Annotated in this window: 4 protein-coding genes and 1 pseudogene; 2 read left to right on the forward strand and 3 right to left on the reverse strand. The window is 67.7% G+C overall.

All coding sequences use genetic code 11. From position 1 onward, the window contains the following. Window positions 1-6 precede the first annotated feature (6 nt). Entirely contained in the window at window positions 7-8328 is an 8322-nt protein-coding gene (locus tag BLW75_RS03935) for a SpvB/TcaC N-terminal domain-containing protein (protein WP_241783994.1), read from the reverse strand. Between the two features lie 295 nt (window positions 8329-8623). On the opposite strand from BLW75_RS03935, the gene BLW75_RS42685 reads away from it, so the two are divergent. Then, window positions 8624-8773 (forward strand): hypothetical protein, encoded by a 150-nt coding sequence (locus BLW75_RS42685; protein ID WP_158005421.1) that lies wholly within the window; start codon window positions 8624-8626, stop codon window positions 8771-8773. Window positions 8774-8829: 56 nt separating this feature from the next. Here the strand turns inward: BLW75_RS42685 and BLW75_RS03940 are convergent, their stop codons facing one another. After that, window positions 8830-10545 (reverse strand): cation:proton antiporter, encoded by a 1716-nt coding sequence (locus tag BLW75_RS03940; RefSeq protein ID WP_034320762.1) that lies wholly within the window; start codon window positions 10543-10545, stop codon window positions 8830-8832. 36 nt (window positions 10546-10581) lie between these two features. On the opposite strand from BLW75_RS03940, the gene BLW75_RS43130 reads away from it, so the two are divergent. Continuing rightward, window positions 10582-10770, forward strand: a complete 189-nt coding sequence (locus BLW75_RS43130) for a GrpB family protein (RefSeq protein WP_198935821.1) — start codon at window positions 10582-10584, stop codon at window positions 10768-10770. Between the two features lie 241 nt (window positions 10771-11011). Here the strand turns inward: BLW75_RS43130 and BLW75_RS03950 are convergent. Then, window positions 11012-14830 (reverse strand): annotated as a pseudogene (locus tag BLW75_RS03950) (type I polyketide synthase); the annotation flags it as partial. Between the last annotated feature and the right edge of the window lie 55 nt (window positions 14831-14885).

Consider the following 14885-nt stretch of genomic DNA (forward strand, 5'->3'; position numbering starts at 1 on the left):
CGGTGGCTACTTTTTTGGTCCAGTCCACTGGAGCCAATTTCCCTCGGGGGTCACCATGACCGTTCTCCCGATGTTCACCGCGTACATGACCGCATCGATGAGAGGCTGGTACTTGTTGTTCTTCGAGAGATCTTCCTCGTCGGGGTCGATTGTTCCGATAAAGTCGCCGGGTTTGAAGTGCACGCCGATGGTCCGGCCAATCCAGTTGTTGTGCAGATCCATCAGCTCAAGCCAGAATTTTCCATGGTTGTCCGAGGTGGCCTCGTGGGCGTCAGTGAGCTCCTGGGCTCTCTCCGGACCAAAGCGCATCGTCAGCAGGGCACTCCAGTAGGCGTGTTGGAATGCGTTTCCGATTGTCCCGTCAATCGTCGGATCCTCACCATTGCCATATTTTCCACCGAAAAGCTTGGCCGCAGTCCTTTGGGCTTCGACCTTGCTGGACAAGATCATTTCCAATTCCCAGGGCTTGGTTTTGGCAAGACCTTCGAACAAGGCCCTTTCCTTCTCGGTCACCGAGTAAGGGCCGAACGTCGTCTTCGCACCCGCTCCGTCCGACGGGAGCTTGGGGAACTGCTTCTTGATCTGCTCCATCGTCGTGGAGTTGATCCCAGGCCCCGTCATTGAGGGGCCATCGTTGGGGCTTTTCCCGGTGGGGTCGGTGAGTCTGACCGGGTTGTTGTGAACATAGGTGTGGGTGGCGAGGTTGCGGGGGTTGGTGATGCCGCCCGCGACGTTCGAGTCCAGGTAGTCAGGGAGCGCCGGATCCGCGCTCGCCCAGAGTTGTGTTCTCGGGTTGTAGTAGCGAGCACCGTGGTAGTAGAGGCCGGTCTCTTCGTCGAGTTCCTTGCCGGTGAACTTGTACGGCGTATCGCTCTGGCCTGCCCGCTCCTCCACCCAGGTTTCCCCGAACGGCATGTACTCGAGGTGTTCGGTGACGTTGCCTTGCCTGTCGGTGACGTACCCGGATGAGCCGAGGTGGTCGGCGTGGAAGTAGGACTGGGTGGTTTCGGGGTCGTCGGCCGCGACGGTCTTGGTGGTGAGGCGGCTGTCCCCGATGAAGATGTGTTTGAAGCCGGTCCCGTTACGTTCGCTGTAGCCACGGTTGGGGTAGAGCGACAGGCCGTCACCCTGTTTGATGACGCGTTCGCCGGCCGCGTCGTAGGTGTAGCCGACGGTGGCGGCCTGGCAGCCTGCCGGGGTTTGAGGGACTGTCGCCGTGGTGGTGTCCTGGTTGCAGGCGAGCCGGTTCTCCTCGTCCCACACGTACTGGCGTCGTTTGCCCTCGGCTTCGGTGTTCACCGTGTCGGTGAGGTTTCCGCTCGCGTCGTAGGCCTGGGTGATCGGGCCGACCTTGCTCGGTGCGTGGGGTTTTCCGCTTCCGTAGTCGTACTTGTAGTCGTAGCTCCCAGCGGCCTCGATCGGTCCGGTGGACAGCGGACCTAGCGATGCCGGGCTCCCTCCGCCGCCACCGACCGGCGACACAGGACCAGACCCGCGGTTCAGCGCCGCCGCCTGAGTGGTCGTGCCGGTGATCTCGTGGTGCTGGGTCTTGCCGGTGGTGTTGTGGATGGAGTCGTAGCTCAGCGCCAGGGTGTACTTGTCCTGCTGGTTGCTCTTGGTCGTGTACTGGCCGCTGGCGGAGGTGAGCTGGTACAGGTCGTCGTAGCCGAAGGTCTGGCTGCTCGGACCACCGATCGTCGGGTTCTGTGGCGTGCTGTTGGTCAGCTGCGTGATGTTGCCGACGTTGTCGTAGGTGTAGCCGAGGTTCTGGAACTCGGTGGCACCCGGCGTCTTCGACTTCAGAGTGGCGAGCCTGCGGTCGGCCTGGTCGTAGGTGTAGGTGGTGCGTACTCCGTTACCGGCTTGCTGCAGCACCTTCTGGCCGAACTTGTCGTAGTCGAGGCGACCAAGATAGACGTAGTCGGTTCCGTTCTTGGTTCCGGTGGCGCGGGTGACCTGGCCGCCGGTGTCGTAGTCGTAGCGGAGCAGCTCGCCGTCCGGGTAGGTCATCTGCAGTACACGGTTGAAGGCGTCGAAGCGCCATCCGGTGGTGTAGCCACGGTCCGCCTGCCCGGCGATCTTGATGGTGCGGGTTTCCCGGGTGGTCTCGCCCAACGGGCCATAACCACGGGTGAGGGTCCCGGCCGCGTCGCGGATCTCGGTGATCCGCCCGGCGGCGTTGTCCGGCGCGCCAGCTGCGCCGTAGGTGTAGGTGACGTTGTTGGCCGGGAAGGTCGGGTAACGAACTGCGGTGAGGCGGCTGTGGTCGTAGTCGTACTCGACCTGCTTACCGCCGGCGGTGATCTTCGCCGTCGGGTTGCCCGCCAGGTCGAAGCGCGTCTCGGTGCGGCCCGCATCGGGGCTGTCGAGCACCGTCCGGCGGCCGAGCGTGTCGTACTCGGAGCGGGTGATGTTGTTCTTGTCGTCCACCACGGTGGTGATCTGCCCGAGCGCGTCGTAGCCGTAGCTGGTCCAGATCACCGGGTGTCCAGCGGCCGGGTTGAACTCCTTGACCGCGGTGGTCTTCTCGCGCAGATCGGCGTAGCTGCGCTTCTGTTTGCCGTTGCCGTCCGTCGCGATGGTTTCGAACCGGGTGACACCGGCGCGGTCGGGACCGAATCCATAGGCCACGGCGGTCGTGACCTCGTCCGGTGCGACCGTCTTGACCGGCCGGTCAAGCACGTCGAACGAGGCGCGGGTGGGCGCCACAGTGTCGAAGGCGGCATTGAACGTGGTGTTGCCGTCACCCTTGGGCTCGGTCACGGGGTGATACTGCTCCACCACGCGGCCGGCGAAATCGACCTTGGTTCGGCCGGAGACGGTCATGACCTGGTCGGGGGTGTCACCGGGATTGTCCGCGACCGACGCGTCCTTCTTGGTCTGCAGAACGCGTTTGAGACCGTCGGTGAAGGTGACGGTGTCGATGGTGTCCTCACGGACACCAGTGGCATCACGGTCGAGGTGACGCGTGGTGGCGTACGGAACGGTGGCTTCGGGGTGATAGTCGAAGTCGATCGTGGCCTTGCCCGACCCGATCTCGTACGGTCCGGTGACGGTGTCCAACCGGCCCACGCTGTCGTAGCCGCGCAGCACCTGCTGACCGTTCTGGTCGGTGGTGCGGTCCGGTTGCCCGTATTTGAGGTTGTGCGTCGCGCCCGACCGCAGCCCGAAGCTGTCGACAATGGACTCGACGTGGACGCCGACGAGCGTGTCGTAGCCGTACTCCAGGCGGTACCGCTGGCCGGACTTGCCTGCCGGTTTGGTGACCGCTTTCAGGTTCCCGTCCGGGTAGTACTCCAGGTCGGTGTCGGCCGAGGTGGTGTCGGTGAGGTACGCGCGGACCTGCCGTACCGCACCGGTCACACAGTCCACTGTGGATTCGCTGTGCCGCGACAGGTCGGCGCCTGCGCGCTTTTTGAGCAGATTCGCGGTACCGACCAGGTTCCGCGCCCGGCAAGCCGGGTCGGACGCGGAGTAGCCGTAGGTGGTCTCCACGTCGTCGGCGACGCCCTCGTCGGCGGCGTCGAACGAGCGGATCAAGTTGCCGAAGTCGTCATACGACATTTCGGTGTAGGTGGACTTGCCAGGGTTCTCGGCACCTTCGTGGAAGTGTTTGTCCACCCGGGACAGAGCTGCGAACACGCTTCCCGGTGCGGTGTCGCGGAGCTGATAGGTGTTGACGGTTTCGGCGAACGGCCGTCCCGCACCGTCGGCGCTGAGGGTGCGAGCGAGCAATCCGCGGGTATACGGACCGTCGGTGCGGTATTCGTCAGTGGTCGAGCGATAGAGCGCCTCGGCGGCGCCAGGGTCACGCTGTTCGGTGACGACCTTGCCGAAGCCGTGGAACTCGCGTTCGAGCCGGTCGTACTTCCCTTGTTCGTAGCGATAGGTGGTGAGCTGGGTATCGGCCCCGTCACCGCGATGACCGTCGGACACGCTGGTGCGGGACAGCACCCAGCGGGACTCTGGCGTCGCCTGCGTGTTACCGGTACGGGTGTAGTCCAGATCGATCTTCCCACCCAACGGCCGAGTCACCGTGCGGAGCAGGTTCGTACGGCCGGTCTTGTTCACCGCGACCAGCAGCTCGTTGTCCCGGGTGGATTTGACATGGTCGGCCAGGCCGTCGCCGTTGATGTCACGGAGGCCGATCTCGGCACGGCTGATGCTGGTGGAGGCGTTGACCCCGGGGTTGAACACGAATGTGCCGACCGGGGTGGGGATTGGGAACGTGAAGTAGACGCCCGCGCCGAGGGTGGCGTTCTTGTCGACGGCGATGTCGGTGAAGCCGCCGCGGAACGGAGTGGGCGCGGTGAAGCCGGTGCCGGTGTTGATGGCCACCTTGATCGGATTGGCGCCATCGGTGAAGACGCGGTCGGTGAGACCGTCGCCGTTGACGTCGAGCATGCTCGCGTTGGTGAAAGAAGTGCCCAGTTCGGCGGACAGTCCCCCGGCGAAGCCGTAGTTGTCGACGTTGAAACCGAGGTTGACGCCGAGGTTGCGGGTGGAGGCGTCGTTGATCGGTCCCGCTGACCAGGGTTCTCTGGCGGCGAAGCTGTAGCCGAGGTTGAGCTGGGCGTCGCCGTTGGCGAAGACCTTGTCCGGTAGACCGTCGCCGTTGATGTCGACGAGGTCGACGCGGGTGTCGGACTCGCCGCCGCCGAGGCTGCCACCGATCCCGAGTGCCGGTTGGACCGGGCCGGAGGTGGCGGTGTTGTTGGTGCTTCCGGCTTCGGGAGCGGCCAGGCCCTGCGCACTGGCCAGTGTCGCGGCCTCACTGCCGGCGGAGTAGGACACGTTGCCGGACAAGGTGTCGGACTCGCGGACGTTGCCACCGAGCGTGCCGCGTCGAGCGCCGAGCCCGCCGTTCATGTCGGTGAATTGGATCTCCTTGGCGCCGACGACGTCGGGAAAGCGATCACCGTTGAGGTCGACGTAGTCGACGGAACCCGCGGTGATCCCACCGACGACCGTGCCCCCGAACGGGCCGGCGGACAGCGTGCCGGACACCTGACCGGTCACGCCGCGACGCATCACAGTGCGGTCACCGGCGACATCGGCGTCGGTGACCACGTCGATGGTGTCCGCGCCGAGCCGGGAACTGGTCGCCATGGTGGAGGTGAACCAGGACGACTCGTCCTGCGCGGCCCAGCCGCCTTTGGCCGGGTTCGGAGCGAAGATCGCCAACCGGGGCATGGTGATCCGGGGGTTCGCGGCGAATCCCGCGATGTCGGCTTCCTTGGGTTCCCGGGGAAGGGCGTCCTTGAAGCTCTGGTCGATCGCGAGTTCGGCCTGCTTGATGGGCTGGGTGGCGCGGTCGCGGTTGGCCTGGTAGCCGATCACACCCCAGCCGCGGTAGGGCTGCGGGAACGCACCCTGCTGAGCGGAGCCGTGTGCCGCGCTCGGTGCTGGGCTGAACGTCGGCCATGGGGACGAGAGGTCGTAGGTGACCTTCGCGGACTGTTCGGCGATCAAGCCGAACAGGTAGGGATCCGTCGTGGCGTGGTCGAAATACAGCTCGTCGCCCTCGGTGACCGGGACGACCACGTCCAGGTCCTGGCCGGGCGAGCCGTACTGCCCGTTGACGATGTCGACGACCCGCTTCCCCAGCAGCTGCCCGCCGCGCTTCTTGACGGTGAACGCGATCTTGGTCGCTCCGGGAAAGCCGAAGTTGAGCTTCACACCCGGCCGGACCCGCAGCTTGCCGGTCTTGGTCACCTTGTAGGTCTGCTGCGGCGCCTTGAGGGTATCGGCGGGATACATGTCCACGTCGTACGGCGGGCTGATCACCAGGCTCGGCTGACCCTTGTCGTCGACCAGCGACTCCACCCCGGGCGCCTCCGTGTAGTGCGCCTTCGGTACCCAGGACACCGCGGAAACGTCGATCGGGGAGTCTGACTTGATATGCCATGACATCTTCTCGAACTGGCTCACCGGGAGGCTCATGTCGATCGTGGTGGTCCCGGTCGACCCGGCAGGCAGGACCTTGCGAAACACCTCCGCCGGAGCGTGCACCCCGTTGCCCTTCGTGATCACCACGGCCACGTCATCCGAGGTCACCTTGTTCTTGACCACGTCGCCGGTCAGCCGGAGCTTGCCGGTCACCGGCACCATCACCTGCGACGAGCGGCCGCCGAGCGTGAAGTCCGCGGACGCACGGAAGACGGTGTCGGCCAACCCGTTCACGTCCGTACCGGCCGCCAGGTCGGTGTAGGTGATCGTCGGATCCCACGCCACCGTGTCGTACTTTCCGTCCAGAATGGACTGTGTGCGGAAGTAGAGCGCGTCGCCCTTCTTCACCGCGACCGCCGACACATTGGCCGGGGTGAACTCCGTGTGGTCGTCCGGGCCGATTCGTTGCGCCCAGAGTTCGGTGTCCTTGGCCTGGATGGTGACCCGCACACCGTCGGCCTTGGTGTACGCGGCGCGTGCGGGCGAGGGGTCGACGGTCAGTTGCACCCGGCCGTCGACGCGGACGGTGCCGTCGAACGGCGCGACCCAGCGGCGTACCGAGTCCAGCAGCGGCGAGTTGTCGACCTGCTGGTTGAACTGCGCTGTCTGGTCACCGACGATCTCGCCGGTCACCGCCCCACCGCCGACCGGCACCGGGGTGCGGGTGGAATCGGCGGTGTAGGCGGGCTGCCCGTTGGCGTCCAGATAGCCGAACAGCACACCGCCGTTGTTGACCAGGTCAGTGAGGCCGTCACCGTTGACGTCGCTGAAGAACCGATCCGACGTGGTCGTGGTCCCGATGAAGTCCAGCTGCGCGGCGACAGTGAGGACGAACGCCTCGACACCGATCGTGCCCGACAACGTCCGCTCGGAGGAGATCCCCGGGAGGTCGCGCAACCTGATCGGCGTGTCACCGAACTTCGGTTCCCCTCCGGGGGTGCTCAGATTGGGGCGGAAGTGCACTTCGTTGTTCTTGCGGAAAACCTTGTCCGGCAGGTTGTCGCCGTTCACGTCCACCAGTGCCGACAGGCCATCGGACTGGCCGGCGTTGAACCCGACCTTCAGCCCGACGCCACCCTGCTTGACCGGTAGCCCCTGCACGTTGTAGCCGGCGAACAAGTGCGCACCGAACCCGACGGAGGTGTTCGCCGAGATCGCACTCGCCTCACCTTCACGGATGTTCACGCCCAGGTCGTCGTCCGGGACCGACCAACCGGCGGCGCCGGCGAACCCGGTGTAGTTGCCCGCCTGGTCACGCACCTCGTCGAAATAGTCGAACGAGTGGGTGTTGAACAGCTTGTCGTCCTCACCGAATTGCGACACCGAGGCGAGCAGGGTTTTCGCGTAGGCTCCGGTTCGGTAGTTCAGTTCGTAGGCGCGGATCAGCTGGTCGTCCAGTTTGACCTCGACCCGCCGCAGCAGATCGGCGGTCACCCTCTTGAACCCGCCACGAGCATCGATCTGCACGTCGCCACGGCGGGGCTCACCCCGGTCCCGGTCGCGCAGGAACGTCACCGAGTATTTGCCTTCGGTCGCGCCGTGGCCGGTGTAAGTGATCCGTCGCGGATACAGGTTGCCGCCCGGCACCGTCGACTTCTCGGTGCCGCCGTCTTCCACCCGGGCGTAGTGGTAGCGCAGCACGTTGTCGTTGGTGTCGCGGACCTCGCGTGCCGCCCACGTCGCCACGTGTCCCGCGGCATCGGTCAGCGTGGTGTTCTCCGCCCCGCCGAACACCGTGCGCGTGCCCGCCTTGTCGGTGACCTCCCACCAGTAATCGGCTGGTTTGTCCCCGTGACGCACGATCCGGTCGAACCGGCTCTCCACGCGGGCGTGGAACACCTTCTCCGCCGACCTCTTCCGCAACTCGCCCCGATGGGCGACCGGCGTGAGCTGCTCACCGTTCAGGAGATAGGTCTCGGTCTCCAGAGCCGCGTCATACCGCGGTACTCCCCACCGGGTGTCGACCGTGATCGTCGGCATGGTGACGTCCCACCCGACCCCCACCCAGCCGTTCGCGCCTCCGGAGCTGTACGCCACCGCCAGCTTCGGCTCCAGACCCGCCCGCCCCTTGGGCACCTCGAGCGGGTAGGACATCCGCGCATCGCCGGAGCTGTTCGCCGACGGGGGCGCGATCAGGTTCACGCCTGCCCCCGGGTCGGCGGCTTTGATGTCCTTGATCTGATTGGGATCGAACGCCGTCCCCTCGGGATGCTCCGGAGCGGCCACCGCGCCATCCGCACCTGACGCCTGCCCCGCCACACGCATCGAGGCGGGCGGGCCCGCACTCGGGACCACCATCGCCACCAAAGCCAGGAACAACAGCACCACCACGGCTTTGTGGCGATGACGAACCGGACGAGCCCACACGAAGGCAGACATGCCCCGACCCCCTCTGGATCAGTGAATTCGGTTACCTGAACCCGGCAATCCCTGTCGCGCAGGGGATCGAGCGGTGACGCGTGTAACGAAAGACGTTCGATCGAACAGTCGAAACGAACTAGTGCGTTCGGACGAACTCCCGCTGAGACCAGCGCATGATCCCGGCAAAAAGAGACTTCGATCTTCGGTGGACGCTATCGGCGGGTCATGAAATTTCGATGAAACGCCCGTTCTTGCGACGTGCCCTGCTTCGGGAAGCGCTGGGCCGGTGCCCGGAATCTGCGATGAGCCTGCAATGCCGGGCCTTTACATTCGGTGCGGCATCCGCGTCCAGGTGCTGATGAAGTGGAACGGTGTGCAAAGCATCTACCAGCGCGACATCTCTGGCGCTTCGCACGAGGTCGGTCATCCGGTTCCCGCCGGCAACGGCACGAGCCGGATCTAGCCTCGATCCGCTCGACCATCGGGTCGCGAGTATGCCGAACACCAGGCGGGGAAGGCTCAGGAAGCCGGTTTGTCCGCCAGCTGCTCGAGGCGGGCCATCTCCACGTCGAGGGCGGTTTGCGCCCGGCTCAACGTCTCCGAGCTGTATCCACCGCTCGACCGGGCACGCTGAAGGCATTCGGACTGGCCGGTGAGGACCCGCAAGCGCAGCCTCAGATATTGCTGGACGTCCGAAGCCGAGCGGCCGGCCGGCGCCTTGCCCGGGACGCGCACGTCCGCACGCACTCGGTCCAGGACCCCCTGGCTGAACGGCTCGTCGCCGGGATCGTCCAGAACGGAATTCGCGGCGTCGGCGAGCTCGGTCATGAGTCTGACGTACTCCTGGCGCGCGCGGTCCGGGTCCTCCGCGGGCACCCGGGCCGCGCGGATGACCGCCGGGAGCGTCATTCCTTGGACCAGCAGTGTCGTGGTCGCCACCACGTAGGCGATCAGGACCAGCAAGGCGCGGTCCGGGGTGTCCTGCGGAAGGGTCTGCGCCGCCGCGAGGGTGATCGCGCCCCGCATCCCCGCCCAGCCGAGCACCACACCGCCGCGCCAGCCCAGGGTCTCGGTAAGCCGGAACTCGACGTCGGCGGCGGCGCGATCGAGCCGTTTCCGGAAATGCGCCACCCGTCTCGGTGACGCTTTGTCCAGTCGCTCGGTGACGGCGGGATTCGACTCGTCGCCCCGCAGCACCGCCTGTGTCGTTTCGAGCCGTGGTTTGAAGCGCGCGGCTTTGCGCTGCTCGCGGTACAGGCCTGCGACCAGCGGCCCGACGAAGACGACGCGCGCGACGATGACGAGCGCCGACGCGGCCAGTCCGATGACGAGCGCGCGCCAGACGCTCGAACCGTCCTCGTGCGCCTCGTCGATGAGGGTTTTCACGCTGAGCCCCATGAGCAGGAACATCCCGCTCTCCAGCAGGAAAGCCGCGGTGCGCCAGTTGACGGTCTCGGCGAGGCGGTCCGTCGCGCGCAGGTGGCGCGGGGCGAGATGTCCGGTCACCAGTCCGGCGACGACGACGGCGAGCACCCCCGAGGCACCGGCCTCTTCCGCGGGCAGGAAGGCGATGAACGGGACCACGAACGAGATGGCGGTGTTGAGCACGGCGTTGCCCAGCAAGGCGCGCGCCCGGACGTTGACGATCCCGACCAGGATCCCGATCCCGACCGCCACGACGACCGAGAAGGCGAACTCGCCCATGACGCCCCAGACGGACACCGACCCGGCGACCGCGGCGACGGCGGACCGCAGCAGCACGAGGGCCGAGGCGTCGTTGACCAGCCCTTCGCCTTCGAGCACGGTGAGCAACCGGGGTGGCAGACCGAGCCGCCGTCCCACGGACGTCGCCGCGACGGCGTCGGTGGGGCTGATGACCGCGCCGAGCGCGAACGCGGCAGGCCACCCGATCCCCGGCACCAGCCAGTGGAACAGCCAGCCCGCGCCCAGGGTCGTCCCCACCACGAGCAGGACCGCGAGCCCGGTGATCGGCCGGATGTTCCGCCGGAAGTCGACCATCGGCATGTTCACCGCCGCCGAATACAGCAGCGGAGGGAGCACCCCGGCAAGGATCAGCTCGGGTTCGATCTCCGGATGCGGGACACCCGGCAGAAAGCTCAGCCCGATACCGGCGACCACGAGACTCAGCGGGGCGGCCAGGTTCAGCCGTTCCGAGAACGCGGCCACCACCACGATGATGACGACGCCGAGCACGGCGACGAGAGTCAGGTTCACCGGCACGTGTCCTCTCGTGTTCGCGGCACTCCGAACGTGTCCATTCGTGACACGACGGCGCCGGACCCGCAAGTCGGAGCGGTAAGGCCGGGTATCGAGATCTCCGAATACGACCCGGCCTGGCCGCGCCTCGCGGCACGGGCGATCACGGAGCTGGAGAACGCGCTGCCCGGCGTCTTCGTGTCCATCGAGCACATCGGTACCGCCGGCACCACAGCGGGATGACCGATCGCCTGCTGTACGTGTGTGCCCGCGGCGGGCTCCGCACCCACATCCTGCACGTCGTCACGGCGGACAGCTGGCCGACGCGGCGCGCTACGCCGAACTCAAGCGGGCGATCGTGGCCGCCGGAACCGGCTCCGCCCAGTACGCCGCTGCGAAGACGGAGCTGTTCCAGGAGCTGACCGACCGGGCACGCCGTGCGCCGGGTCTGTCCTCGATCCCGGTGTGGGAAAGTGAACGAGACTCAATGGTTCCCGAAGAGCTCGGTCAGCCAGTCGTGCAACGCGGCCGCGGCCGCCTCCGCGTGTTCGGTGAGCAGCGTGTAGTGATTGCCCGGCAGATCGACGGTCCGCGCGCACAGCGTGGTCGGGAACTGTTCGTCCGCGGTGAACGCGGGCAGTCCGGGCAGGGACTCCGCGGCCCGCAGATGCAGGGTCGGCGTGCGGATCGGGACGGGCTCCCAGGTGTCGAAGAGCGTGACGTACCGGCCCATCGCGCCGAGCTGGCTCGCCATCGAACCCGTTTTCCCGCCGGCGAACAGTTCCTGTCGTCCGGCTTGTTCCTGCATGAAGCGCCCGCGTACCTCGTTGCGGTCCGAAGCGGGCAGGTAGATGTCCACCAGCACGACGGCGTCCGCGGGCCGGTTTCGCTCCTCCAGGTACTCGGCGAACGCGCGGGCGACCCAGCCGCCCGCGGAGTAGCCGACCAGCACCAGCGGTCCGGTGCCCACGTGCTCGTCGAGCGCGCGACGCTGGGCTTCGAACAGGCTGGGCAGGTCCGGGGGCAACGGCTGGCCGTCGGTGAACCCCGGCGGCCACATCGTCCACATGTCCCGGGGCCGCTGCATCGCGGGCGCGATGAACGAATACGCGGCGTCGGTGATCGGCGAGACCGGCGGCACCGCGCAGACCAGCGCGGGGCCACCCGAACCGACGGACAGCCGCGAGATCCCCACCAGGGCGGCCGCGTCCGACGAGTCGCCGAACGACTCCCTCAAGCGCCCGGCCATCCTGGCCAGACCCATCGCGTCGTGCGGCCGTCCCTGCTCGACGCCCCGCAGGTACAGCGAAACCAGACTGTCCGAATCGGACTCGTCCGTCGCGGCCCCGCCGGATCCGTTCTCGGGTACCTCGTCCGAGAGGAATTCCGCCAGCTCCTCGACCGTCGGATAGTTGAGCACGTCGGTCAGCTGGAGGTCGACGCCGGTCGCGCCCGCGATCCGGTTGCGCAGTTCCACGGCGGTGAGCGACTCGAAGCCGAGGTCGCGGAAGGTGTCGTCCAGCGGGACTTCACGGCCCCGCGGGTACTTCAGCACCGCGGCGACGTGTCCGCGGACCAGCCGGACCAGCCGATCCCGCCGCTCCCCCGGCGACAACGCGGCCAGGTCGGTGTCCGGCTCGGCGTTCTCCCCCGCTGCTCCGCCGTCGCCGAATTCCGGCAGGATCGGCTCGAGCCAGTACCGGTCGCGCTGGAACCGGTAAGGCGGAAGATCCACCCGGCGTGCCCCGCTGCCTTCGAAAACGACCCGCCAGTCCACCTCGACCCCGGCGACGTGGGCTTCGGCGAGGGCGCGCAGGAACCGGTCCGGACCGCCTTCTCCGCGATGCAGCGTCCCGAGCACGGAGGCGGTCACACCGCTCGCGTCCAGGGTCTCGCGCATCGCACCGGCGAGCACCGGATGCGGGCTCACCTCGAGCAGCACCCGGTGACCGTCACGCAGCAGCGTGGTGGTCACCTCGTCGAACCGGACCGTTTCCCGCAGTCCTCGGTACCAGTACCCGGCGTCCAGCGGTTCGCCGTCCAGCCACCGGCCGGTCCGGCCGGATACGAACGGCAGTACCGGGTCGGCGGGCACCAGCGGCGCCAGTTCGCGGAGGACGGTGTCCCGGATCCGTTCGACGTGAGCCGAATGCGACGCGTAGTCGACCGGGACGCGGCGCGCCCGCAGGCCACGCTTCCCGCATTCGTCGAGTAGTTCCGTCAGCGCGTCCGGGGTGCCGGAGACCACTGTGGACAGTGCGCCGTTGACCGCGGCGACGGTGAGCTCGCCCGACACCCCGTCGATGAGTTCGGCCGTCGCCTCGGCACCGAAGGCGACCGAGACCATCCCGCCGGTTCCCGACAGCGCCGTCAGCGCACGGCTGCGCAGCGCGGCCACCCGCATGGCGGCGGACAGGCTCAGGCCACCGGCGATCCAGGCCGCCGGAATTTCGCCCTGCGAGTGACCGGCGACGGCGGCCGGCTCCACCCCGTGCTGCCGCCAGAGCCGGGCCAGCGAGATCATCACGGCCGCCAGCACTGGCTGGACCACGTCGACGCGTTCGAGCGAAGGCGCGCCCTCGGCCTGGCGCAGGACGTCGGCCAGGGACCAGTCGACGAACGGGGTCAACGCCTTCTCGCACTCGACGATCTGCTCGGCGAACACGGGCGACGTGTCCAGCAGGTCCACCGCCATTCCTTGCCATTGCGCGCCCTGCCCCGGGCAGACGAACACCACACCGGAGTCCGGGATCGCGGTGCCTTCGACCACGAACGGCGACGGTTCACCCGAGGCCAGCGCGGAAAGGCCGGAGACGAGTTCCTCGCGATCGGCGCCCAGCACCACGGCGCGGTGCCGGTGATGGGTTCGGGTCGTGGCGAGCGAATACGCGACGTCGGCCGGGTCGGCATCGCCGAGTTCGTCGAGCAGCTTCTTCGCCTGGGCCGCCACGCCCGCCGCTGTGGCCGCGGAAACCGCCCACGGCAGCAGCGGCGGCGGAGTGCCGGGTTCGACCTCCGCCGGTGGCTCGCCCTGCTCGAGAACGAGATGCGCGTTCGTTCCGCTCATCCCGAACGACGAGACAGCGGCGCGACGGGGCCGGCCGGTCTCCGGCCAGGGAACGGTTTCGGTGGTCAGGCCGATCCCGCCGCCGTCCCAGTCGACGTGCGGCGTCGGCCGGTCGAGGTGCGGCAACGGGGGCACGAGACCGTGGCGCATGGCCATGAGCATCTTGAGCACACCGGCGATCCCGGCGGCGGCCTGGGTGTGCCCGACGTTGGCCTTGGCCGAACCGACCAGCACCGGCTCGGCGCGGCCCTTCCCGTAGGTGGCCTGCAGCGCCTGCGCCTCGATCGGATCGCCCAGTTTCGTCCCCGTGCCGTGGGCTTCGACCACGTCGATGTCCTGTGTGGACAGTTTGGCGTCGGCGAGCGCGTCGGTGATCACCCGCTGCTGCGCTCGCCCACTGGGCGCGGTGAGACCGTTGGAGGCCCCGTCCTGGTTGACCGCCGACCCCCTGAGCACGGCGAGCACCCGGTGCCCGTTGCGGCGCGCGTCGGAGAGCTTCTCCAAGACGACGATCCCGGCGCCTTCCGCCCAGGCGGTGCCGTCCGCGGCGGCGGCGAAGGGTTTGCACCGGCCGTCCGGCGCGAGGCCGCGCTGCTGGGAGAACTCGATGAACCGGATCGGGCTCGGGATGAGGGTCGCACCACCGGCGAGCGCGAGGTCGCATTCGCCGTTCCGCAGCGATCGGGCGGCCAGGTGCATCGCCACGAGCGAGGAGGAACACGCCGTGTCGAGCGTGATCGCCGGGCCCTCGAAACCGAAGAGGTACGACACCCGCCCGGAGGCGACACTGGCCGCATTGGCGATCGAGACCTGTCCGACCAGGTCGACCGGCACCTCTTCGACCCGGGAGGCGTAGTCCCCGCCGACCAGGCCGGTGAACACGCCGGTCCGGCTGCCGCGAAGCCGGGCCGGGTCGACCCCGGCGGACTCCAGCGCGTGCCAGGAGACCTCCAGCAGCAGCCGGTGCTGTGGGTCCATCACCAGCGCTTCCCGCGGCGAGACACCGAAGAATCCCGCGTCGAATTCCGTCGCCGATTCGATGAAGCCGCCATGACGGACATACGATTTCCCCGGTGCCTCGGGGTCGGGATCGTAGATCTCCGCCAGGTTCCAGCCCCGATCGCCGGGGAACTCCGAGATCAGGTCGCGCCCCTCGACGAACACCTCCCACAGCTGGTCGACCGACTCGACCCCGCCCGGGAACCGGCAGCCGGCGCCCACGATCACCACCGGATCGGCGTCGGCGTTTTCGAGGCGGTTCAACCGCTTCTTGGTCTCGTACAGCTCCGCC

This window comes from Amycolatopsis lurida, assembly GCF_900105055.1.
Classification (GTDB): Bacteria; Actinomycetota; Actinomycetes; order Mycobacteriales; family Pseudonocardiaceae; genus Amycolatopsis; species Amycolatopsis lurida.

Coding starts and splice junctions, on each gene's coding strand:
- BLW75_RS03935 (WP_241783994.1), bottom strand. CDS start 8,328: ATGTCTGCCTTCGTGTGGGCTCGTCCGGTTCGTCATCGCCACAAAGCC.
- BLW75_RS42685 (WP_158005421.1), top strand. CDS start 8,624: ATGCCGGGCCTTTACATTCGGTGCGGCATCCGCGTCCAGGTGCTGATG.